Source organism: Bradyrhizobium vignae (assembly GCF_900324035.1).
Classification (GTDB): Bacteria; Pseudomonadota; Alphaproteobacteria; order Rhizobiales; family Xanthobacteraceae; genus Bradyrhizobium; species Bradyrhizobium vignae.
Genome location: NZ_LS398110.1, coordinates 2,323,071 through 2,345,973, shown reverse-complemented (window position 1 = coordinate 2,345,973; position 22,903 = coordinate 2,323,071). Strand labels below are relative to the sequence as shown.

General features: G+C 64.3%; 18 protein-coding genes. 4 read left to right on the top strand and 14 right to left on the bottom strand.

Features of this window, described 5'->3' with window-relative positions; all coding sequences use genetic code 11:
• Window positions 1–277: 277 nt before the first annotated feature.
• Window positions 278–1,237, bottom strand: a complete 960-nt coding sequence (locus BRAD3257_RS11370) for an IS110 family RNA-guided transposase (RefSeq protein WP_122406484.1) — start codon at window positions 1,235–1,237, stop codon at window positions 278–280.
• A 262-nt stretch (window positions 1,238–1,499) separates the two neighbouring features.
• Here BRAD3257_RS11370 and BRAD3257_RS11365 point away from each other — a divergent pair, with 262 nt between their 5' ends.
• Complete coding sequence (locus BRAD3257_RS11365; protein ID WP_122401899.1) at window positions 1,500–2,600, top strand: IS4 family transposase; 1,101 nt, start codon at window positions 1,500–1,502, stop codon at window positions 2,598–2,600.
• 837 nt (window positions 2,601–3,437) lie between these two features.
• On the opposite strand, the gene BRAD3257_RS11355 is transcribed toward BRAD3257_RS11365, so the two are convergent.
• From BRAD3257_RS11355 to BRAD3257_RS11340, 4 genes are all read right to left on the bottom strand, one after another.
• Complete coding sequence (locus BRAD3257_RS11355) at window positions 3,438–5,084, bottom strand: GMC family oxidoreductase (RefSeq protein ID WP_122401898.1); 1,647 nt, start codon at window positions 5,082–5,084, stop codon at window positions 3,438–3,440.
• A 111-nt stretch (window positions 5,085–5,195) separates the two neighbouring features.
• Window positions 5,196–5,789: a GNAT family N-acetyltransferase gene (locus tag BRAD3257_RS11350; RefSeq protein ID WP_122401897.1), complete on the bottom strand. Its 594-nt coding sequence runs from the start codon at window positions 5,787–5,789 to the stop codon at window positions 5,196–5,198.
• Between the two features lie 129 nt (window positions 5,790–5,918).
• The gene (locus BRAD3257_RS11345) at window positions 5,919–6,845 is read right to left on the bottom strand and encodes an SMP-30/gluconolactonase/LRE family protein (RefSeq protein WP_122401896.1); all 927 of its coding nucleotides are present in this window, start codon (window positions 6,843–6,845) and stop codon (window positions 5,919–5,921) included.
• A gap of 136 nt (window positions 6,846–6,981) precedes the next feature.
• Entirely contained in the window at window positions 6,982–7,815 is an 834-nt protein-coding gene (locus BRAD3257_RS11340; RefSeq protein ID WP_162500165.1) for an AraC family transcriptional regulator, read from the bottom strand.
• Window positions 7,816–7,987: 172 nt separating this feature from the next.
• Here BRAD3257_RS11340 and BRAD3257_RS11335 point away from each other — a divergent pair, with 172 nt between their 5' ends.
• Window positions 7,988–9,091: a mandelate racemase/muconate lactonizing enzyme family protein gene (locus BRAD3257_RS11335; protein ID WP_122401895.1), complete on the top strand. Its 1,104-nt coding sequence runs from the start codon at window positions 7,988–7,990 to the stop codon at window positions 9,089–9,091.
• Window positions 9,092–9,098: 7 nt separating this feature from the next.
• Here the strand turns inward: BRAD3257_RS11335 and BRAD3257_RS11330 are convergent, their stop codons facing one another.
• Complete coding sequence (locus BRAD3257_RS11330; protein ID WP_122401894.1) at window positions 9,099–9,455, bottom strand: hypothetical protein; 357 nt, start codon at window positions 9,453–9,455, stop codon at window positions 9,099–9,101.
• Window positions 9,456–9,638: 183 nt separating this feature from the next.
• Here BRAD3257_RS11330 and BRAD3257_RS11325 point away from each other — a divergent pair, with 183 nt between their 5' ends.
• The gene (locus BRAD3257_RS11325; RefSeq protein ID WP_024339451.1) at window positions 9,639–9,863 is read left to right on the top strand and encodes a hypothetical protein; all 225 of its coding nucleotides are present in this window, start codon (window positions 9,639–9,641) and stop codon (window positions 9,861–9,863) included.
• A 280-nt stretch (window positions 9,864–10,143) separates the two neighbouring features.
• Here the strand turns inward: BRAD3257_RS11325 and BRAD3257_RS11320 are convergent, their stop codons facing one another.
• Entirely contained in the window at window positions 10,144–10,800 is a 657-nt protein-coding gene (locus BRAD3257_RS11320; protein WP_122401893.1) for a glutathione S-transferase family protein, read from the bottom strand.
• Between the two features lie 165 nt (window positions 10,801–10,965).
• On the opposite strand from BRAD3257_RS11320, the gene BRAD3257_RS11315 reads away from it, so the two are divergent.
• The gene (locus tag BRAD3257_RS11315; protein WP_122401892.1) at window positions 10,966–12,189 is read left to right on the top strand and encodes a polyhydroxyalkanoate depolymerase; all 1,224 of its coding nucleotides are present in this window, start codon (window positions 10,966–10,968) and stop codon (window positions 12,187–12,189) included.
• Between the two features lie 49 nt (window positions 12,190–12,238).
• Here BRAD3257_RS11315 and BRAD3257_RS11310 read toward each other — a convergent pair whose 3' ends face one another.
• The 7 genes from BRAD3257_RS11310 to BRAD3257_RS11280 all read right to left on the bottom strand — a co-directional run bounded on the left by BRAD3257_RS11310 (window position 12,239) and on the right by BRAD3257_RS11280 (window position 22,883).
• Complete coding sequence (locus BRAD3257_RS11310; protein WP_162500164.1) at window positions 12,239–15,562, bottom strand: adenylate/guanylate cyclase domain-containing protein; 3,324 nt, start codon at window positions 15,560–15,562, stop codon at window positions 12,239–12,241.
• Between the two features lie 240 nt (window positions 15,563–15,802).
• Complete coding sequence (locus BRAD3257_RS40945) at window positions 15,803–16,744, bottom strand: hypothetical protein (protein ID WP_244607927.1); 942 nt, start codon at window positions 16,742–16,744, stop codon at window positions 15,803–15,805.
• Between the two features lie 16 nt (window positions 16,745–16,760).
• On the bottom strand, window positions 16,761–18,542 hold the full coding sequence (locus BRAD3257_RS11300; protein ID WP_244608012.1) for an ABC transporter ATP-binding protein: 1,782 nt from the start codon (window positions 18,540–18,542) through the stop codon (window positions 16,761–16,763).
• 207 nt (window positions 18,543–18,749) lie between these two features.
• Complete coding sequence (locus BRAD3257_RS11295; protein ID WP_122401889.1) at window positions 18,750–19,676, bottom strand: 2-hydroxyacid dehydrogenase; 927 nt, start codon at window positions 19,674–19,676, stop codon at window positions 18,750–18,752.
• 8 nt (window positions 19,677–19,684) lie between these two features.
• Window positions 19,685–21,013, bottom strand: coding sequence for an NAD(P)/FAD-dependent oxidoreductase (locus BRAD3257_RS11290; protein WP_122401888.1), 1,329 nt, complete (start codon window positions 21,011–21,013; stop codon window positions 19,685–19,687).
• Window positions 21,014–21,053: 40 nt separating this feature from the next.
• Window positions 21,054–21,929 carry an ABC transporter permease gene (locus BRAD3257_RS11285; protein ID WP_122401887.1) on the bottom strand — a complete coding sequence of 292 codons (876 nt, stop codon included), beginning with the start codon at window positions 21,927–21,929 and terminating at the stop codon, window positions 21,054–21,056.
• Window positions 21,930–21,932: 3 nt separating this feature from the next.
• Window positions 21,933–22,883 carry an ABC transporter permease gene (locus BRAD3257_RS11280; protein ID WP_122401886.1) on the bottom strand — a complete coding sequence of 317 codons (951 nt, stop codon included), beginning with the start codon at window positions 22,881–22,883 and terminating at the stop codon, window positions 21,933–21,935.
• Window positions 22,884–22,903: the final 20 nt, after the last annotated feature.

The window sequence follows — 22,903 nt, the reverse complement described above, 5'->3', positions numbered from 1 at the left end:
TGACGAAGACGCATGGCGTCGCTCTCTGACTCACGTTTTGACCAGCAGACACAGCTTCGCAGCCTCGCGGCTCATCTCGCCCGAGCTTTGCTTCATTCCATCGCCTCTTCCGAAGAAAGAGCAACTGTGGCGAAGTAGCCCGGCGATCGGCCGGCCTCAAGGCTGGCGCTGGCGCGCCCCCGCCTGCGGCGGCTGACGGCCTTGACCCCGTCCGCTCACCGGTCTGTTGGCTTTGCATGCGCTCGGCCGAGGTCCGAGCGCGAGATAGGCGCGCTCGTCAGGCCACCCTGTATTTCTTCGGATCCCACGTCTCGCCGCGCGCGATCATGGTGTTGAGGATGATGATCAGCTTGCGCATGCAGGCGACGATCGCGACCTTTGGCGGCTTGCCCTTGGCAATCAGCCGTTCGTAGAAGGCCTTGAACACCGGATTGTTCAGCGTTGCGGCACCGACACAGGGCATGTAGAGGGCATTTCGCACCCAGCGGCGGCCACCCTTGATGCAGCGTTCACCTCGACGTTTGCCGCTATCATCGTCATAAGGAGCAACGCCCATCAACGCGGCGGCAACTTCGTCGCTCACCTGCCCCAGCTCCGGTAGTCCTCCAAGCAGCGCCATTGCGGTCCCCTCAGCAAAGCCTGGTACGCTCTGGATGATCTCGGCGCGTTTGGCAAAGTCCGGCGTTGTCTTGATCGTCGCCGCGATCGCGGTCTCGAGCGCGGCGATTTCGTCAGCCAGCTTCTTAAGAAGACGCGCGCGAGCCTTCTGAACAAGGGCCGGCGCCTCATGCTCCTTCTGCATTTCCAGGCGAGCCCTGACGTCAAGCAGGCCTTGGCGTCCCTTCACCAGTGCCTTCATCTCCTCGTGAGCGGGATTGTCGACTTGGCTGGGAGCCTCGCCGAATGTCTCGGCGAACCAGGAGATCATCTCCGCGTCGATCTTGTCATTTTTCGCAAGGCGTCCCGCCGATTCCGCAAAGTGGCGAACCCGTTTGGGATCGACGATCCGTACTTCCAGCCCTGCTTGGCGCAACGCCTTGGCCCATACCCGCTCGTAGCCGCCGCTTGCCTCCATCACTGCCTTGCCGACCTGATGCTTGCGAAGCCATGCAATCAAGCTCCGTCGCCCCGCCGCGGTTGTTGGGCAAGTCTTCCGCTCCGTTACGGTCCGAATGCACGCATCAATCTTGTCTTTAGCGACATCGATGCCGACGACAACCAGATCGTCTTGTGTCATCATCCACTCCCTTCCTTGCCTGGTACGGGCTCGCAGCCCTTGCAACTGTTCGGGTTCAGGAAGACACCGGAGCTGTCCCTTGCTCTTTAGCAGGCTCTGTCGCCTTTGGGCGCAACGGGCTCAGTTCCGGCAACGGGCGGTTCTGATCCAACCGCCCGTTGCCACATTCTGGCAGATTTCGGGGACACAAGGGCGCAGGGAAGGCCGCATAGGCGTTAAGTTTGTTCTTGAGTGTTGGAATCACACGTGATTCCAAGGCGGGATGGCAGACGAATCGCTTCTGAACGAGGACTGGACGAGAGTGGTTACGCAGCTCGGCGGGGCTGCGCAGCTTGAAATAAGTGCGCGCCAGACGAAGGCTTTCGTGCGGCGGCGCCAAATTCCAGATGCGGTGTCGTTACTTCGGCTGATGCTGGCCTATTGTCTGGGTGAAAGAGGGTTGAGATCGACAGCCGCGTGGGCCGCTTCTGTTGGCCTTGCCGACCTCAGCAGCGTGGCGTTGTTCTATCGCCTGCGTCAATGTGGCGATTGGTTTGCAGTGCTGGTGGAGGGCTTGCTCGCTGCGGCAGCCCCGAAAGCGAGCCGAGGCCGCCTGATCCGCATTATCGATGCGACGACAGTGCCTCAGGCAGGACCGGCTGCGCGCAGGAACAGTGAGCTTTGGCGCGTTCATAGTGCATTCGATCTGCCATATGAGCGCTTTGGTCACTTCGAGCTGACAGATCAGCAAGAAGGCGAAACGTTTGACCGGATACCGGTGGTCAAGAACGAGATCCGCATTGCTGACCGCGCTTATCTACAACCTGACCGCATCGCCGCTGTGCGCGACGCCGGGGCAGACGTTTTGATCCGAGCGGGCTGGAAGAACGCACGTTGGCTTGATGCCAAAGGCCTTCCGTTCGATCTGATGGCCCAATTGCGTGCGGCGAAGGCGCACGGACTGATCGATCGGAGGATTTGGATCAAACGCAAGGACGGTGCGCCTCTGGCTATGCGTCTGGTCGCAGTCAAGAAGCCCGCCGGTGCAGTCGCGGCTTCGCGCCGTAAAGCCCGGCGCGACGCACAAGACGAAAACCGCGTCATCTCCAAAGAAACTCTGGAAGCCGCGGATTGGGTCATTCTGGTCACGTCGCTCGCGCGGGACGAGTTCTCCACCAAGGATGTACTCGCGCTCTATCGACTGCGATGGCGCATCGAACTTGGCTTCAAGCGACTGAAGAGTCTGATTGGTCTCAAGACGCCACCTGGAACCGATCCGCGCTCCGCCAAGCCCTACTTGCTGGCACACCTCTTGATCATCCTGCTGCTCGAGCCGCTTGCCCGCGACTTCGAGGACTCTCCCCGCTGGACGCAGGCCGCCTGACGGCACCTGGCGCTTGGCGTGTTTTGCAACAACTCGTTGCATCCTTGCTACAAGCGATCATTCCACAACCAACCATCCGTTGCTTTCGCCGCAGAAAGCGAGCGCTTGGGCGGCACCTGCGCGAGCCTCCTCGAAAACGTCCGTATCAATCGATGCTCGCGCTACCTTAACGCCTATGGGGAAGGCCGGGTGCTGACCTCGCACCCGCGGTCTGCTGCGCAAAAGGCACACGCAGAAAACCGCACAGCAGCATACAGGTGGTGCCGAACACACGGCCTTCCCTGCGCGATGGTCGGACGGCTTATGCCGCGCTCTCCTGGGAGCCGAATTCGTTCTGGCCTCCCTCACTCCCGCGAAAGTCACCGGCCATCGCGCCGGTTGACGCGACTGCCGCATCCGCAAGAGCTTGACCGTAGCAACGACGGCCAGGACCACACAGTTTTGCCGTACGCACACAGCGCCGCTCGTCCGCACGAAGCCTCGGGCTCACGGAGAGCAATCCGCCCTGCCCTTGACATCTCGCGCACGACGCTGCCGCGTCCACCGCAACCCGGCCCGCGCTTCGAACGACTCGCGAACCGCCCCTCTTTCCGTGAGCCGGGCTGTTTCGGCTTATGCCGCATTTCCGAATTTCGGTAAAGAAGAATATTTTCGCGCGCAGGGGTTGACGGGCGGCAAGGTGTTTTGCCCGACGAGACAGTCACAGGTCGCTACACCTCGTCGCCCGGATGGAGCGAAAGCGTAATCCGGACAAAACGTCGGACCCGGGGCCAACGCCCCCGGATTGCGCTTGCGCTCCATCCGGCTACGGACCTCCATATCGGCAGAAGTGGCGCCTCATGCCACCGCAGCGTCCGGAATCCTCGCGGCTTCCATTGGCTGCTTGCCGCGGATCAGGTCGGAGGCGCGGTCGGCGATCATCATGGTGGAGGCGTTGAGGTTTGCCGAGATCATGCGCGGCATCACCGAGGCGTCGATGACGCGCAGGCCCTCCAGGCCGTGGACGCGGAGGTGGTCGTCAACCACGGCCCAGGTTGAGTCCGCCGGGCCCATGCGGCAGGTGCAGCCGGGGTGGAAGGTGGTGGTGCCGCGCTGGGTGGCGGCGGCCAGGAATTCGTCGTCGGTGTTGACGTTGGGGCCGGGGAAATCCTCGTAGGCGTAGTAGGGCGACAGCGGGGCACTCTTCAAAAGCTTGCGCGCGAGCTTCATGCCGCCGACGATGACGCGGCGGTCGAGCTCGGCGTCGAGATAATTGGTCTGGATGATCGGCGGCGCGAACGGATCAGCCGAGCGAATGCGGACATAGCCGCGGCTCTCGGGGCGTTGCTGCCAGGACGCCACGGTCATGCCGGGCTCGTCCTCGAGCTGGCCCTGCACGCCTTCCTTGTAGGAAGCCGGCGTGAAGGTGAGCTGAAGGTCGGAGCTCTCCGCGCTCTCGCCGGAGTGCCAGAAGCAATAGACCATGGTCGGCGACAGCGACAGCAGCCCGCGCCGCGCGGTGGCCCATTTCATCGCCTCGATCCACAGCGAAAAGCCGCGGCGAAGCTCGTTGATGGTCTTGATGTTCTTGACGCGCGCGACCGTGCGCGGGGCGTAATGGTCCTGAAGGCCTTCGCCAACGGGGAGCGCGTGACGCACCGCGATGCCGTGCTGCTGCAACAGATCGGGCGAACCGACGCCGGAGAGCTGCAGGAGTTGCGGCGAATTATAGGTGCCGCCGGAGAGAATGACTTCCTTGTTGGCGCGCACTTCGACCGGCTGGCCGCCGCGGCCGCCCTTCATGTAGCGCACACCGACCGCGCGCTTGCCTTCGAAAATGATCTCGGTCGCGTGCGCATGCGTATGCACGTGCACGTTCGGCCGCTTCATCGCGGGCTTGAGGAATGCGGTGGCGCCGGAGACGCGCAGGCCGTTGTTGATGGTGCGCTGGCAGTAGGAGACACCCTCCTGGGTCTTGCCGTTATAATCGGGGTTGCGGGGGATGCCGAGCGAGACCGCGCCTTCCATGAAGGCTTCGCAGAGCGGATCGCGCCAGTTCATGGTGGTGACGATGAGATTGCCGTCGCGGCCGCGATAGGTGTCCTCGCCCTCGCCGACCCGCCTCTCCAATCGCCGGAAGTACGGCAGCACGTCGGCATAGCCCCAGCCGCGGTTGCCCATCTGCGCCCAGGTGTCGAAATCCATGCGCTGGCCGCGGTTGTAGATGTGGCCGTTGATCGAGGACGAGCCGCCGAGCGTCTTGCCGCGCGGCGCATAGATGCTGCGCCCGCCGGTCCAGGGCCCCGGCTCCTGCTGGTAGGCCCAATTGATGCTCTTCATGTGGAAGGTCTTGATGAAACCAGCCGGCAGATGGATGTACGGGTGCCAGTCGGAAGGGCCCGCCTCGAGCACGCAGACGGTCGTATTGGGATCCTCGCTGAGCCGGCTGGTGAGCACGCAACCGGCGGAACCCGCGCCGACGATCACATAATCAAATCTGTCCATTCGGCTACTCCCAGCATGTCGTGAATTCGAGTGAACTGCAGCTGCGGGTTTCCGACACCTCTCCCCATGGGAGAGGTGATCGAGAGCGCGGCCGATGCGGTGCACATCTGTCTAGCGCGGCTTGTCGTTGAGTTGGAATTCCAAATGCGCCTGTACCGTCGGCCATTCGGCGGCGGTGATGCTGTAAACAACCGTATCGCGCAGCGTGCCGTTCGGCGCGATCTGGTGGCTGCGCAGAATGCCGTCCTGCTTGGCGCCCAGGCGCTCGATGGCGCGGCGACTCTGGTGGTTGAAGAAATGCGTACGGAACTCGACCGCTATGCAGTTCAGCGTCTCGAAGGCATGGCGCAGCAGCAACAGCTTACACTGCGTGTTGAGCGGACCGCGCTGAGCGCTCTTGCCATACCAGGTCGAGCCGATCTCGACGCGGCGGTTGGTGGCATCGATGTTCATGTAGGTGGTCATGCCGACGATCCTGCCGCCGGCATCGAACACCGTGAACGGCAGCATCGACCCTGCGGCCTGCAAGCCGAGGCGGCGGTCGATCTCCTTGCCCATGTTCTCGGGCAGCGGGATCGCCGTGTACCAGAGTTTTGACAGCTCGCCGTCCTTGACCGCCTCGACCAGACCCTCGCGATGCTGATGCGACAGCGGCTCGAGACGGGCGTGCTGTCCGCGCAGGGTGATGGGATCGGGCCAGGGCATTTGAGTTACTCTCCGTTGTCATTGCGAGGAGTGAAGGCGAGGAGTGAAGCGACGAAGCAAATCCAGACTGTCACCGTGGACGCATTCCGGTTGCTTCGCTTCGCTCGCAATGACGGTCACTAGCACCGTTTACTTGTTTAGGAAATTGAGCGGCAAACCGCCGCGCGGCCAGTCCATGGCGATCAGTTCGCCCTTACCCGACAGCGTGATGTAGGCGGTCCTCAGCTCGGGGCCGCCGAAGGCGATGTTGGTGGTGACGCGGTCGCCGGTCGGAACCTGCTCGACCAAGGTGCCGTCGGGCGCGATCACGGAGATGCAGCCGGAGACGAGGGTGGCGACGCAGACATTGCCGTTCGCCTCCACTGCGAGCGAGTCGAACATCTGGTAGCCGCCGAGGCCGCAGATCGGCTTGCCGCGCTCGCCGCGATAGATCGCATCGCGCGGCTTGAGCGTGCCCGGCGCCGAGAGCTCATAGGCCCAAAGCCGGCCGGTCGGCGTCTCCGCGATGTAGACCGTGTTCTCGTCCGGCGACAGCCCGATGCCGTTGGCCGGCAGCACGCCATGCACGACTTCCACGATCTCGGTCATGCCGGGCTTGAGGTAATACATGCCGCCGACATCCATCTCGCGGGCGCGGCGCTTGCCGAGATCGGAGAACCAGAGGCCGCCCTGCCTGTCGAACACCAGGTCGTTCGGCCCCCGCAGATCGTGCGCGCCGCATTTGGTGACGACGGTCTCGACCTTGCCGGATTGCAGATCGACGCGCTGGATCGAGCCGCCGAGATAATCGTCCGGCTGCGGACCCGGCATGATCATGTTGCGGGTCGGAATCCAGGAGAAGCCGCCATTGTTGCAGATGTAGATCTTCCCGTCGGGGCCGAGGGCGGCGCCATTCGGGCCACCGGGCACCTTGGCGACGATCTCCTTGCGGCCGTCGGGATAAACGCGCGTCAGGCGCTGGCCGCGGATCTCCACCAGCACCACCGAGCCGTCCGGCATCACGACCGGCCCTTCGGGAAATTCGAGGTCGGTGGCGAGAACGCGGACGTCAGGCATTTTGGGACCCTCCCGGCTGCTTGTTATGGCTTGCACGGGATGTCCAGCACGGGCCCCGCAGGCAAGATTTGCCTGCGGTTATGGCAAAGTCGCCAAGGCTTGCCAAGCAAGCGGGACGGTATGCCAGCGTTGCGCGCTACTCCTTCACCGGCACCCATATCTCGAAGCCGCCATTGCCGGTGGCGGGGTCGAATTTCTCGTCATAGCGCTCGAAGTTCGGCGCGTCCGCGGCTTTGAAACCCGACGCCGGCAACCACTGATTCCAGATCGTATTCACTGTGCGCCGGATCGAGGCGACGTGGTCCTGGTGGGAGAACACCGCGTAGCGCTGCTCGGGGATGCGGATGCGGGCGAAGCGGCGCGGCAGGTCGGAGAAGTCGGCGACCTCGACGCCGGCGATGTAGTCGAAATTGCCGGCATCATCGGCGTTGCAGCAAACGCCGTAGGCGACGTTCCCGACGCGGGCGGGGATGTCGGCGACCTCCTGGTGGAAACGTTGCCACAGACCGGGGATCACGGCGCCGTTGTCGCAGGAGATGCGCTCGGCGGGACCGGCGATGAGAAAGGCCTTGGCGGTCTCGAAACGCGGTGGGGCGAGAGTATCTAGCATCGTGGAATCCATGAGGATCGGCTCCTGAAGATTGAGGTGGCTGACGCACGTTGCCGCCCTGACCGCTTCGGGCGTGGTGCCGAACTGGTCGCGGAACGCGCGGGTGAAAGCTTCGTGGGAGCCGTAATCCGCCTCCAGCGCCAGCGACAGGATGTCGGGCGTGCCCTTTGCCAGACTGCGCGCCGCTTGCGTCAGCCGCCGCGCCCGCACGTAGCGCATCACCGGAAGACCGACCGCTGCGGCGAACGCACGCACAAGGTGGAACCGCGACACGCCGGCGATCTCCGCGATCTCGTCGAGCGTCATCGGCTCGGCCAGATGGCTCTCGATATACCAGAGCGCGCGCTGGGCTGGATTCATGGCGGTTCGGGCCCTCGTTCGAAGCGCGGCCATGATGCGCCTGTCTCGACCGCTCCGCTTGATCGGCATTGCTGTGCTTCGCCTAAGGATAGTCCGGCAATCGCCACTGGCAACGCCCTGCCGTTCGTGGCTACATTCGTCGAAACCGCTCACCAGAAAGAGGAACCGGATCATGGAAATCACCGATGTGCGGGCGCACCATATCCGCGTTCCCTATGAGGCCGGTGTCGCGAGCTTTCGCCAGGGCGCTTCCGCCATCACGGCGCTCGACATGGTCCTCGTCGAGGTCACGACCGATTCCGGGCTGACCGGCTGGGGCGATGCCTTCGCCTATGTCTGCCCGCGCACGACGCGCAGCGCCGTCGAGGAGATGATCGCGCCGCAGGGCCGCGGGCTGAAGGTGCCCGATGCCGCCGGCATTCCCGCGGTGATGGAACAGATCCAGCGCAATCTGCATCTGTTCGGCCGCTACGGCATCACCATGTTCGCGATATCAGGGCTCGATATCGCATTGTGGGACCTGGCCGCGAAGGTCAAAGGCGTGCCGGTGCATCGCCTGCTGGGCGAGATCAGGCGCACGGCCATTCCGGCTTACGCGAGCCTGCTGCGGATCGGCTCGCCCGACAACATCGCCGCCGAATGCAGGAAGGCGCTCGCGCTCGGCTATGGCGCGATCAAGCTGCACGAAACCACGCAGCCGGCGGTATTCGCCGCACGCGAGGCGATCGGGCCGACCGTTCCGCTGATGGTGGACATGAACTGCCCGCTCACGGCCGAGCAGGCGATCGCATTCGCGGCGACGTGCCGGGACGCGCAACCGATGTTTCTGGAGGAGCCGGTCTGGCCGCCTGAGGATTTCACCGCGCTCGCCGACGTGCGCCGCAAGGGTGGAATCGGCGTCGCTGCCGGCGAGAATGCCTGCACTGAATATCAATTCCGCCAGATGATGGAGGCCGGCGCGGTGAGCCACGCCCAGCCGTCGGTGATCAAGGTCGGCGGCATCACGGAATTTTTGAAGGTCGCGGCGCTGGCCGATCGGTCCGGCGTCAAGATCGTTCCGCACTCTCCTTATTTTGGCCCGGGCCTCCTGGCGACGCTGCATCTGCTCGCGACCCGCGACGACGGGCCGGTCGAGATGTTCTATTTGAAGCGCGAGGCCTGCCTCTGGAACGGCCGCGCCGATGTCGATGCCACCGGCCATGTCGCGGTGCCCTCAGGCCCCGGGCTCGGTTACGAGCCGGATCGTGGCGTGATGGAGCGATATCGCGTCGCGTGAACGGCGGTTATTTCGCCGCGTCCTTGGGCGGCGGCGCGTCCTGCTTCTTTTTCAGATCCTCGGCCGTCTTCGCCTGCGCAGCCTGCAGGTCGCCGAGCGTCTTCTGCAAGCCGGCGAGGCTGGTCTTCAGCGCGTCGATCTGGCGGTTGGCCGCATCCAGCTTCTGCTGGTGGTCGAGATTGAGCTTGGTGATGGTCTTCTGCAGGAAATCAACATTGCTCTGCAGACAGCTGGTGCGCCGCTCCATCGTCTTCTCGACGGTGCAGATCTCGATGCCGGGCACGTCCTGCGCGTGCACCGGCAGAGGCGCCAGCGCTGCGAGCAGCAACATCGCGAAACGAATGCCAGCGTTTCGAAGCAGCATGAAAGTTCCTCGGCCAGTCGATCACGGCAATGTGCGCTGTTTGCGCACAGCCGCGTGAAGCTACCACACTCGCACCGCATTCTCGCGTTGAGCTTGGCTCGTTGCCCCGGGACGGGGAGCAGTGAACCGCACGCGGAAGAAGTGGGCGCTCTTCCCGCGCTTTGATTAGGGGAGATTTTTGGAATGGCAACGCGCGATAGACGTTTGGCGGAGTTCGATGGCGCCGGAGAACCACCGCCGGGCCTGCCACTCGAAGTGCTGTGCGAGGATCACAGCGGAACGTATCAACTGCCGTTCGCCTGCCGCTATGTCGAGGGACGCTGGCAGAATCACGAAGCCGGCATCGCGGTCGAAGCAACCGTGATCGGCTGGCGCCTGCCACGCGTGAAGCAGCGCGGTGCCGCCTGAAGGCGGTCTCTGTTTCAAAATGCGACGGGGCCGTGCTTCGCTTTAACCTTCGGAACGCGGCCCGAACGAATCACGTCCGAATCAGCTGAAAGGCCGTGTACGCACCTGTTCACGGCTAGATGTCGATGCAGCTTTAGGGACGTGTACAATATCTCGGCAGCGCGACGGATGGGCCGGGCCTGGCACCGGCGCCAAAGGTTAATCGTGGCAAAGGCATCGCCGTGAGGCCGCCGCGGCAGGGGCCCCGCCGCCGAAACAGGCAGGGCTGCGCAATACCTGCCTAATATTCGACCTCGAGTTCCTCGATCTCGGCTGGCTCCTCCCTCGCCGCCGCGATCCATTCCTGCATCTCGGGCATGGCCATGATGGTTTCGGCATAGGCCTTCAGCGGCGGCGCCAGCTTGACGTCATAGGTCATGAAGCGCGTCACCACCGGGGCATACATCGCATCCGCCATGGTGCGCTGCGCGCCGAACAGGAAGGGCCCGCCCGATTTCTCCAGGCAGTCGCGCCAGATGAACCAGACGCGGTCGATGTCGGCCTGCGCCCGCGACCAGATCTTGAAGCCGGGAAAGTGCCCCTTCAGGTTGACCGGCAACGAGGCGCGCAGCGTGGTGAAGCCGGAATGGATTTCGCCTGAGATCGAGCGGCAATGCGCGCGCTGGATGCGGTCGGCCGGCAACAGGCCGGCGTCCGGCATCACCTCGTTGAGATATTCGGCAATCGCCAGCGTATCCCAGACCACGGCGCCCTCGTGTCGCAGGCACGGCACCAGGATCGACGACGAGAGCAGCAGGATTTCGGCGCGCGCCGACGGATCGTCGGGCGCGGTGACGATCTCCTCGAAATCGAGCCCAGAGAATTTCGTCAGCAGCCAGCCACGCAGCGACCAGGACGAGTAGTTCTTGCTGCTGATGGTCAGTGTCGCCTTCGCCATAGAGCCCTTCCCTCACGCCTGGGGCAACGCACCGCCAGGCGTGCGGGCCCGTGACCGGTGCTTCCCGCCCAGAGAGCAGCAAGCGACGTGCCAATTTTCCGGGCGGTCCGGCTCCCGTGTGGCTTCGATATTGCATCACGACGGGGGACAGGTGGGCATTTCGGTATGATGTCGATGTACTATCAGGCGTTTCAGAACCACATGGACCTGACGGCGCCGTGGCGCGCGGGGGCTTCGTCCGCGCTCAAACTCCTCAATCTGGTGCCGCAGGGCCTGTCGGACCAGGTCGTCGGCCGGCTCTCGGCCGCGCTGGAGCTGATCTCGCGCTCCACCCTGACCTATGACCGACCGGCCTACGGCATCGACAGCGTCATGGTGGGCAATCGCGAAATCGCCGTCACCGAGGAGATCTCCTACGCGACGCCGTTCGGCTCGCTGCTGCACTTCAAGAAGGATGGCGCCCCCGACCAGCCGCGCATGCTGCTGGTGGCGCCGATGTCCGGACACTTCGCCACGCTGCTGCGCGGCACCGTTAAGACGCTGCTCCAGGACCACGACGTCTACATCACCGACTGGCACAATCCGCGCGACATTCCGCGCAGCGAAGGCCGATTCGGGCTCGACGACTACACCGAGCACCTGATCGATTTCCTCGGACAACTCGGCCCGCGGCCGCACATGGTGGCGATCTGCCAGCCGTCGGTGTCGGCGCTCGCGGCCGCCGCGATCATGTGCGAGGACAACCATCCCTCGCGCCCGGCGACGCTGACGCTGATGGCGGGCCCGATCGATACGCGGATCCAGCCGACCAGGGTCAACGAGTTCGCCAAGAGCAAGCCGATCGAGTGGTTCGAGCGCAACCTCATCAACTACGTGCCGATGCAGTGCCGCGGCGCCTTGCGCAAGGTCTATCCCGGCTTCGTGCAGCTGACCGCCTTCGTATCGATGAATCTCGAGCGCCATATCAAGCAGCATCTCGATCTCGCCAACCACATCGCCAAGGGCGAGAAGGAGAAGGCCGCGACGATCAAGACGTTCTACGACGAGTATTTCGCCGTAATGGATCTTCCGGCGGAATTCTACATAGAGACCGTGCGCGACGTATTCCAGGAGCATCTCCTGCCGCAGGGCAAGCTGATGCATCGCGGACGGCCGGTGAACACCAAAGCCGTCAGCCGCATGGGCCTGATGACGGTCGAGGGCGAGAAGGACGACATCTGCTCGATCGGCCAGACCCTCGCAGCACAAGACCTCTGCACCGGCGTGCGCGCCTATCGCCGCGTCCACCACATGCAGGCCGGCGTCGGCCATTACGGCGTGTTCTCGGGCAAGCGCTGGAACAACGAGATCTACCCGCTGCTGCGGGATTTCGTGCACGTCAATTCGTGACCGTCAAGCCTGGCCCCCAAGGCGCCAGCACGAGTTGACGGGACATGCCTCAATGCTCTTGCTTGAGCAGCTCCTTCGCCTGTTCGACTTCGGGAAGATTTCCCTCGGCATCGAATTCGGCGAGCGTGGGAGCGAGCACTTCGAATGCCGCGCCCGCTCGACCGTGCATCTTGTGCAGGCGCGCAAGTCCAAGTGTACTGCGCAATTCGAAGGTCTTCGTCTGTTGGTGTCGGGCGATCTCCAACGCTCGCTTGAGGGCGTCCTCGGCACCGTTCGAAGGATCATGGCGCGACAGGAGTTCTCCCCGCACGCGGTGCAGCTCGGCATCAAGCCAATGCTGGCCGGATTGTCCCGTCGAGGCGATCAACTCGTTCAAGAGTTCGAGCCCGGTGTCGACCTGGCCCACCTCTGCTTCCGCCATGGCGACATGCATTCCCCAAAACGGTTCGCAGAGGTAGCAGTCGTTCTCGTGCAGCAAGGTCCAGCCGTGACGCATGTCCGCCAGACCGGCGATTCGGTCGCCGGCACGCCACTTGGCGAGGCCATTCAGGTAGGTGCCGGCGGCCACGTACAGCGGCATCGTATGGTCGCGCGCGAGACCGAGCGCCAGGATCGTCTCTGTCTGCTGCAACATGCCCCCGCATAGTCCATCGAACACGGCGCGATGAACAAGCGCGTTGGCCTGGGAAAGCGCCCGCTTTTCTCCTGAAGCACTCACCGCGTCGGCGGCGAGCCTGCGCGCGCGAGCGACTGCGCCAAGCGGCCAGAGCACTAGGGCGAGAAACCTCATGATCACGAACGGAAGATCCAGCGCCGAAGCCCTGAATGTCGCGGGATCCGGTTCGGCCCCATAGATCGCCAGCGCCCGCTCAAGATGCGTTCGCGCGTTCAAATAGTCGCCTCCGAACCAGCAGGTGACGCCACTCGTCCAATGGGCAACGACGGCGGCCACCGGCGAGTCTGGCCGTCGGTCGGCAACGCTCCAGATGGCATCCGCCAGCTCCCGCATCGGAGCGAGTTCCCCGTGTGTCAGGCAAGCATTGAAGAGACCCGAATGGACGGGCGCAAGTTCAACGGGATCATCGATATCGGCCGCAAACTGTCGCGCGCGCGTCCATGCCGCTACCGTTTCGGGAGCGTTGTGCCCGAGGCCGCCCCGTAATGCGCGGCCATATGCGATTTGAAGATGAAGCCGGCCCATCATCCGGCCGGGATCATCGGGCAACTGATCGGCGGCGGCGATCGCCTTGCCGAGATGTGCGATCGCCTCGGAATAGGCCGAGCGTTTGAGCGCCTGCTGGCCCGCCTTGCGCCACCATTCGAGAGCGATCTCGTTCAGTCCCGCCTCGGTGAAGTGGTACGCCAGAACTTCCGGCTCAGTCTCGGCAACGACTGGAAACTTGTCGCGCAGGACATCGCCGATGCGCTTGTGAAGCACCTGCCGTTTGCTCCTGAGCAGGCCCCCATAGGCTGCCTCCTGAACGAGAGCGTGCCTGAAGCTGTAATTTGCTTCAGGCGGAGTGCCGCGACGGACCAGCAGTTCGGCCTCTTCCAGTTGTCCCAGCGCATTGCTCAGCGTCAGATCGTCGCGTCCCGTCACATATCTCAGCAGAGCGTATGAAAAGTCGCGGCCGATGGCGGCGCCGATCTGTGCGACCTCCTTGACTGGAGCCAGCCGGTCGAGCCGCGCCATCAGCGAGTCCTGCAGCGTCGCTGGAATGGCGAGCGGCGGGAGCGGACTGTCGAGGCGATAGCGTCCGGACTCTTCGACGAGCAATCCGGACTCCAGCACCATCTTGGTCAGTTCCTCGACGAACAATGGAATGCCGTCCGTCCTGTCGATGATTTGCTCCATCATCTCGCGCGGCAGCTGGCGGCCGACCGCCACCTGCTCGACCAGCGCGCGCGTGTCCTGTCGGTCGAGCCGATCGAGCCGCAACAGACTGACGTTGGCAAGGCCCGACCAAGAGGGCTCGAACTCCGGCCGGGAGGTCATGAGCACGAGGATTGGCAGCCCCCTGATCCGGTCGACTCCGAGATCGAACAGTTCAAGCGTGGTGGCATCGGCCCAATGCATATCCTCGCAAACAATCAGCAGCGGCTGCTCTCGCGCCAAGCCCTCGAGCTGGTCGAGAAGCGCGGCAAATGTCTGTCGCCGCTGCTGCGCCGGGCTCAATCCGAGCGACGGATAACGGTCGCCGGTGGGAATAGAAAGGAGAGCCGCGATGAGCGGTGTCGCTTGAACGACCTGCTGTGTTCCGAGCGCCAGCATAGCCTCGAGTTTATCGAGCTTTTGCCCGGGCGTGTCATGCGGGCGGATGCCGGCGGCGCGCTCGAGCTGCGCGACAAAGGGATGAAGCGCACTGTTGGTGTGGTAAGGCGAGCACTGATACCGCACGCGGCGGTGCACCCCCAGCGAGGGGCTTTCGGAGAGCGTTGCGACAATACGCGACTTGCCGATGCCCGCTTCACCAGAAATCAATACGATCCGGCCCTGACCCTTCCATGCCTCTTGCTGCCGCGAGAGGATGAATTCGATCTCGTTCCTGCGGCCGACAAACCCGATCGAGCGCGCCGGGCGGACCGCTTCGAAACGGCTCTCCGATGCGGTCGCTCCCTCGACCGCCCAGACCGCGATGGGTTCGGCTATTCCCTTGACCTCGCGGCGGCCCAGATTGCGAAAAGTGAAGAGATCTCCCAGCAGCCTGCGCGTGGACGAGGCAACGACGACCGCCCCCGGCTCCGCAAGGCTCTGGAGCCGGGCGGCGAGGTTTGGTGTATCGCCGATCGTTCCGTGCTCCTCTGACGCCTCTCCGCTGATGAGGTCGCCAACCACCACAAGCCCTGTCGCGATTGCGATTCGCAGTTCGACCCGTTCGCCATCGGCTGTATTGAGTTGCCCAACCGCAGAGATCGCCTCGAGACCCGCCCGCACCGCCCGTTCCGCATCATCCTCGTGAGCGCGGGGATAGCCGAAATAGACGAGTATTCCGTCACCGACGAACCGGGCTATCCTGCCATCATAGGCCGCAACAACGCTCGCGCAGGCCGCGCGGTAGGCCCGGATCACTTCCCACATATCCTCGGGATCGAGGCGCGCCGAAAGCGCAGTCGAGCCGACCAGATCGCAGAACATGACGGTGAGGTGACGGCGCTCGGCGTCCTGGGGATGAACCGGCGATGCGATCGACGCGGCTGGATCGAGGTCGGCGATCGCACGCAACATTTTGCGGCGATGGCCGAGCAGGACTCCGAGCTTATCGAAGTCCTCGTCCATCAGTTCGGGAAGGACGCCTATGTCGATCCCATTTTGCGCAAAGCGCTCTGCGTATTGCGCTAGCCCCAGCTTTTCGAGCCACTCCGCAATCTGCATTGGCTCCACCGATCGTGTGGTTGGCAATTAGCAGAATTTTGGATCACGGCGCGGGGGACAATATACCAACGCCACCATGATGGCACGTCTTGTTTGTTCGCGACAGCTTAGGTTACCGATACCGCTTTCAAGCAACGGCACCACTCGATGCGAACGGCCTTGCCGTTACACATCGTTGCAATACTGCGGCTTGTGCTCACCTACGGTACCAGGCGGGCTTTTTCCGTCACCGCAGTTCCTTCATTGCTCGCTGATCGGCGCTTCATGGCTGCGAGCCATCGTGCCCGCCGCAACTTGAAGCGAAGAACCAACCACCCAACAGCCGGCAACAAAGCCTATCAGGCCGTTAGGCAGGTTTTGGTCAAGGACAAGGATGCTGACGGACATGGTTGCGGCGATCGCCGCGCTGAACGTTCCGGCCGCACTCATGATCTCGACCGGCTCGGAACCGTTCCATTCTTCCGAGATGCTCGACGTCGGCCTCCTTGCAACATTGCCGGACAAATCAATTCCGACGTAATAGCCGAGAGCCCCATAGAGCATCGTTATCAGCACGATCCAGCCGCTTTCAAACAGTCCACCTTTCTGACGTAACAGGGTCGCACCAACATACAGGCCGCAAGAGCCCCCAACGGCTGCCAGTCCGATCCTTTCAAGAAGATGAGCCGTTTTGATCAGACTGGAACGGGCGATCCGGAGATTGCTGACGCGCCTGGTCAAAGAGAAGGCGCTGGAAATTGCGCTGCTTATCTTCATAGGGAGCTCCTTCTGAGCTAGTAGCAGCCTACCGGCCGACCCCGAACAGAAGCTGCGTGAGTTGCGCGATGCCCTTCCATTCCAATTTCTGAAAAGATGCTGAGTGATGGGATTGGCCTGCTCGTGAGCAAAACGGAGCCAATCCAAAGCTGCGAGCATGCGGCTGCGCAGGCATTGCATCTCACCCGAGTTTGGCAAATGTGCGGGTGCGGCAATTTCTTGCGGGAATGGTAGTTCAGAAACCGAGCGATCGAGTATGAAGCGGTTCACACACTGCTCTTCGCTGTCGCTCCATTCGGTCACATTTTCCGGAGGACGCGTCTGCACCGTCGCGCTAACCGGACCGCGAACACGCTGGATCTGCAACGCGCGGCTGGTCAGGAGCTGCCCAGGTCTTGCCGATGATCGAAGATCCGCGCTTGGCATCGTGAAGTTCGCAGTGTCAGCCCGACCACTCCTCGCCCCAGACCTGGACGACGTGGCCGGGCGACACTTCTCGATATTGACGCACTGGCGGCTGATAATCCGGCGCGCGCACCGGGCTTCTGATCTCGTCGTTGGATGCTTCGCGGCGCATACCGCGGCGCAACGGGTCGGGCACCGGCACGGCGGCCATCAGCCTCCTGGTATAGGGATGCTGGGGATTGCCGAACACCGAAGCGCGCGGGCCGATTTCGACGATCTCGCCGAGATACATCACGGCGACGCGGTGGCTCATGCGCTCGACCACGGCGATGTCGTGGGAGATGAAGAGGTAGGCAAGGCCCATGCTGGCCTGGAGGTCGAGCATCAAATTGACGACCTGCGCCTTGACCGAGACGTCGAGCGCCGAGACGGCTTCGTCCGCGACGATCAGCTTCGGTCCGAGCGCGAGTGCGCGCGCGATGCAGATGCGCTGGCGCTGGCCGCCGGAGAATTCGTGCGGGAAGCGCGCGGCCATGTCGGCGACGAGGCCGACGCGGACGAGGAGGTCGGCGACCTTGTCGCGCGCCTGCGACGCCGAGGCGAGTCCGTTGGCGAGCAATGGTGCTGCGATCGCCGTTCCCACCGACATGCGCGGATTGAGGCTCGCGAACGGATCCTGAAACACGATCTGCATGTTCTTGCGGAAATCGCGTAGAGCTCGGCCGTTCATGGCCAGTACATCCTGGCCATCGATCAGGACCGTTCCGCTGTCCGGCTCCGTCAGCTTCAGAATGGATCGGCCCGTGGTCGACTTGCCGCAACCGGATTCGCCGACCAGCGCCAGCGTCTCGCCGGCGCGCAGGGTGAAGGAGACGTTCTCGACCGCATGGACGCGGCCCGAGACCTTGCCGAACAGGCCCGAGCGGATCGGAAAGCGCGTGGTGAGGCCTGAGACTTCGAGCAGCGGCCGCTCGGCGGTCGAGACCGTGTCTGGCGTCTCCGCCGGCTCGTCCGAAGTCCCCGTCACCTTGTCGACGATCGGAAACCGCATCGGCCGCGCTCGCCCGTCCATCGAGCCGAGGCGCGGCACGGCGGCGAGCAGTGCCCTTGTGTAGGGATGCGAGGGCGCGGCGAAGATGCGCGAGGTGGCATCGAGCTCGACCGCCTGCCCGCCATACATGACCACGGTGCGATCCGCGATTTCGGCGACCACGCCCATGTCGTGGGTGATGAAGAGGATCGACATCGCCTCCTCGCGCTGGAGCTCCTTCAACAGCTCGAGGATCTGGGCCTGAATGGTGACGTCGAGCGCGGTCGTCGGCTCGTCCGCGATCAAGAGCTTCGGCTTGCAGGCCAGCGCCATCGCGATCATCACGCGCTGGCGCATGCCGCCGGAGAAGCGATGCGGATGCTCGTGGAAGCGCGATGTCGCCGCCGGGATGCGGACGCGATCGAGCAGACGGATGGTTTCGGCCTCCGCCGCCGCGCGCGACAGGCCGCGATGCTGGATCAGCGCCTCCGCTATCTGGAAGCCGATGGTGAGCACCGGGTTGAGGCTCGTCATCGGCTCCTGGAAGATCATGGCGATGTCATTGCCGCGGATGCCTTTCATGCTCGCTTCGGGCAGCCCGAGCAAATCGCGCCCCGCAAGCATGACGCGGCCCTCGACGCGGCCGACCTCCTGCGGAATCAGCCGCATGATCGAGAGCGCGGTGACGCTCTTGCCCGAGCCCGACTCGCCGACGATCGCGACGGTCTCGCGCGGCGCGATATCGAACGAGACGTCGCGGACGACAGGGATCCATCTCCGGTCGAGCATGAAGGAGGTGGTGAGGCCGGCGACCGAGAGCACGGGGGCTTCGGCAACGACGGGTTTGGTCGCGGCGCCGCTCACAGATGGACCTCGGAGCCTGCCGCGGAGAAAGTGCGCTCCCTCCCCCGCTTGCGGAGGGTTGGGGAGAGGGTGTCTCCGCAAGCGGGAGAGGTGAACTGCGCTCGTGGCTGCACCGATGCTCGCATCATCACCTCAATAACCGCGCGTGCGATCGACACGCCCCGGCAGCTCCTCGCCGCGGCGGTGACGGGCGATGACGTCGAGCACGAAATCGACGGCCGTATCGGGCGTCGTCATGCTGGCATTGTGCGGGGTCAGCAGGATACGCGGATGGCTCCAGAACGGATGTCCTGCAGCCAGCGGCTCGGGATCGGTGACGTCGAGCACCGCGCCTGACAGCGCGCCGCTGTCGAGGGCCGCAAGGAAGTCGGACTCGACGAGATGCGGGCCACGCCCGACATTGACGAGCCCTGCCCCGCGCGGCAGGCACGCGAACAGATCGGCATTGAGAATGCCGCGCGTCTGATCCGTCAGCGGCAGCAGGCAGACGAGAATGTCGACCTGCGCCAGAAAGTCCGGCAAGGCGTCGGCGCCCGCGTAGCAGGTGACGCCCTCGATCTGGCGCGGCGAGCGATTCCACCCCGATAGCGGAAAGCCGAACGCCTTGAGACGTCCGAGCACGGCCTGACCGAGCTGGCCGAGCCCCATCACGCCGACATGCCGGCGCTTGGCCGGCGTGATCCGGATTTCGCGCCAGACCTGCTGCTTCTGCTGATTGATGAAGTGCAGAAGGTCGCGATGCAGCGCGAGCACGGCCATGGTGACGTATTCGACCATGGTCTCGGCGATGCCGGGCTCCAGCATGCGGACCAGCGGAATGTGCGCTGGGACTTTCGAGGTGTCGAACTGATCGACGCCTGCACCAACCGAGAAGACCAGCTCGAGATTGGGAAAGGTCGTCGCGATGTCATCCGGCGGCACCCATGCCACGAGATGGCGGACGTCGGCGGGATTGCCGATGTCGGGCCAGAGCCGGAACGGGATGTCGGGCGCGCGCTCGGCGAACAAGCGCGCCCACTCGGCGCCGCGCACCATGTTGGCCTTGTAGAGAACCGTCATACCGGCCCTCAGAACGGGCTGACCGGCGCGAGCCGCCGACCGTCGATCATGCGCTTGTGGCTGTAGGCGGCGGGATCGACCAGCGGCGTCGAACCCGTCACGATGTCGGCGGCGAGCTTGCCGGCCGCGGGGCCGATGCCAAAACCGTGGCCGGAGAAGCCGGTCGCGAGGAAGAAACCGGGCAGCGCATCGACCGGCGAGATCACCGGAATCGTATCCGGCGTGCAGTCGATCGTGCCGCCCCAGGCTTCCGCGATCTCGATGTCCTTCAATTCCGGATTCGACTTGATCAGCGCTGCGAGCGCCGAATTGACCAGCGACATGTCAGGCGCGGGATCACGCACGCGCTCGGCCTCGAACGGCGACGGCTTGTCGAAGCTCCAGCCCGTGCCGCGCATGAGCTGGTCGAAGAACGACTTGCCGAACGACAGTTTCAGGCCGTTCTTGCGATGCTGATAGGTCGGCCAGAAGGTGCGCGCGTAGCGGAACAGGTCCGGCGACAGCTCCACCGTGCCGCGGTTGCGCAGCGCCAGCGTGAAGCCGCCGTCGAGGCGGCGGCGGATGCAGTAGAAATCGGTGCCGAGCGCGCCGGAGGTGATCTCCGGTCCCGGCGTGGTCCGGCACGCGGTGGCGTTGACGAGACCGATCGGCAGCTCGATACCGTGGCGGCGGCAGAACAACGAGGACCACGCGCCGCCCGCCAGCAGCACCGCTTGCGTGCGGATGGTGCCCTTCTCGGTGACGACCGCGCTGACCTTCCCGCCTCGCGTCTCCAGGCCGCGCGCGGCGCAGCCCTGATGGATGGTGACGCCGTGTTTTCGCGCGGCGGTGGCGAGCGCGGGCACGGCCATCGATGGCTCTGCGCGGCCATCGCTGGGCGTGTGCAGGCCGCCGACCCATTGGTCCGCATTCCCAGGCATGCGCTCGGCAACCTCCGCCGGAGTCAGCACGGTGGAGTGGACCTGCTGCTCGCGCGCGACCGCTGCCCAGCGCTCCCAGCTTGCGAGTTCATCCTTGCTCTTGGTGAGGAAGAGGACGCCGGTGCGGCGGAAGCCGGCATCGACGCCGGCATCGTTCTGCATGTCCTCCCAAAGCCGCAGCGCCTCGCGGGCGAGCGGAATCTCCTCGCGCGCGCGGCCCTGCTGGCGGCACCAGCCCCAATTGCGGCTGGACTGCTCGCCGCCGACATGGCCCTTTTCGACCAGCGCGACAGAATGGCCCTTCTTGGCCAGATGATAGGCCGCGGAAACGCCGATGACGCCGCCGCCGATGACGACGACATCCACCTGCGTCGGCAGGCGTTCGTCGCTATTTATACGGTTGAGCGGCGGGGACATGGGGCACTCCTGGAGGTCAGTTCGATCGAGATCTTGCTCGTCATGGGATGTTCATTCGCGGATCCAGCGCATCGCGGAGGCCATCACCGAGAAAGTTGAAGCTGGTCACGGCGAGCGTGATGGCGACGCCCGGCGCGATCGCTAGCCAGGGCGCGCTGGTGAGATAGATCTGCGCGTTGTTGAGCATGTTGCCCCAGCTCGCCGCCGGCGGCTGGATGCCGTAGCCGAGATAGCTGACATAGGATTCGAGCAGGATCGCCTTGGCGACGTTGAGCGTCGCAGCGACCACGATCGGTGCGATCGCATTGGGCACCAGCTCGCGGAACATGATCCGTAAGTTCGACGAACCGAAGGCGAGCGCGGCCACCGCAAACTCACGCTCGCGCAACGACCGCACCTGGGCTTCGACGACGCGGGCAACCGCCATCCAGGCGGTGGCCGCAATCAGCACGGTGGTGGTGACGAGGCCCGGCTCGGTGAGCGCCGCCAGCGCAAGCAGCAGGAAGATCGTCGGAAAGCACAAGACGGCATCGACCAGCCGCATCAGCACCGCGCCGACCACGCCGCCATAGAATCCGGCGAAGGCGCCGACCACGATGCCGACCGCCATCGCGATCACCATCGCGACGATGCCGATCGAGAGCGAGACACGCCCGCCCATCATCAGCCGCGCCAGCACGTCGCGGCCGAGCTCGTCGGTGCCGAGGATGTGCGCGCCGGAAAGCGGCGGCGCGAACCGTTTCATGATGTCGATATAGGTGTCATCGAACGGCAGCAGATACGGACCGAAGGCCGAGCCGAGCACGAGCACCAGGATGATCACGGCGCCCGCGAGCGCCAGCCGGTGCCGGCGGAAGCGCCGCCATGCGGCCTGGCCGGGCGCCAGCTGGGCGGTGGAGAGGACTGCGGTCGCCATCGCCTAGCCCACCCGAATGCGCGGATCGACCACGGCGTAGAGGATGTCGGCGAGCAGCGAGCCGATCAGCACCATCGTCGCCGAGAACATCAGGATGCCCATCACCACGGGATAGTCGCGATAGCCGATGGAATCGAGGAATAGCCGGCCCATGCCGGGCCAGGTGAACACGGTCTCGGCGACCAGCGCGCCGCCGAGCAGCGTCGGCAACTGAAGGCCCGCCACCGTGATCATCGGCAGCAGCGCGTTGCGCAAGGCATGCACGGTGAGGATGCGCCATTCCGGCATGCCCTTGGCGCGCGCAGTGCGGATGTAGTCCTGGTTGATGACCTCGAGCATCGAGGAGCGCATGAAGCGGCCCCACATCGCGGTCTCGACCAGCGCCAGCACCATGGCCGGCGCGATCAGATGATGCAGCAGGTCGAGAAAGGAGCCGTCGCCAACGGTCTCGCGGTTGCCGGACGGCAACCAGCCGAGCTTCACCGAGAAGACGTAGATGGTGACGAGGCCGAACCAGAAGGTCGGAATCGACAGCGCGATCATGGCGCCGACGGTGGCGAGCGCATCGAACAGCGAATAGCGGCGCAGCGCGCCGAGGATGCCGATCCAGCAGCCGAGCAGCACCGCGATGATCGTCGCCGTCGCCATCAGCTCCAGCGTGGCGCCGAGATGCGAGGAGATCACCGACAGCACCGCCTCGCCGTCACGGTAGGAGCGGCCCCAATCGCCTTTGAGCATGCGGCCGAACCAGTCGAGATACTGGATCGGGAGCGGCCGATCCAGCCCGAGCTGCCTGGTGACGCGATCGAGATCCTCCTGCGTCATCTGCGCGGAGGCCGCGAATTGCGACAGCGGACCGCCGGGCGCCATATGCAGGACGGCAAAGCCGATTCCCGAGACGATCACCAGCAGCATGATCGCCTGCGCCAGGCGATTGACGACGTAACGGGCCATCTCAGGCGATCCGGCGTGGC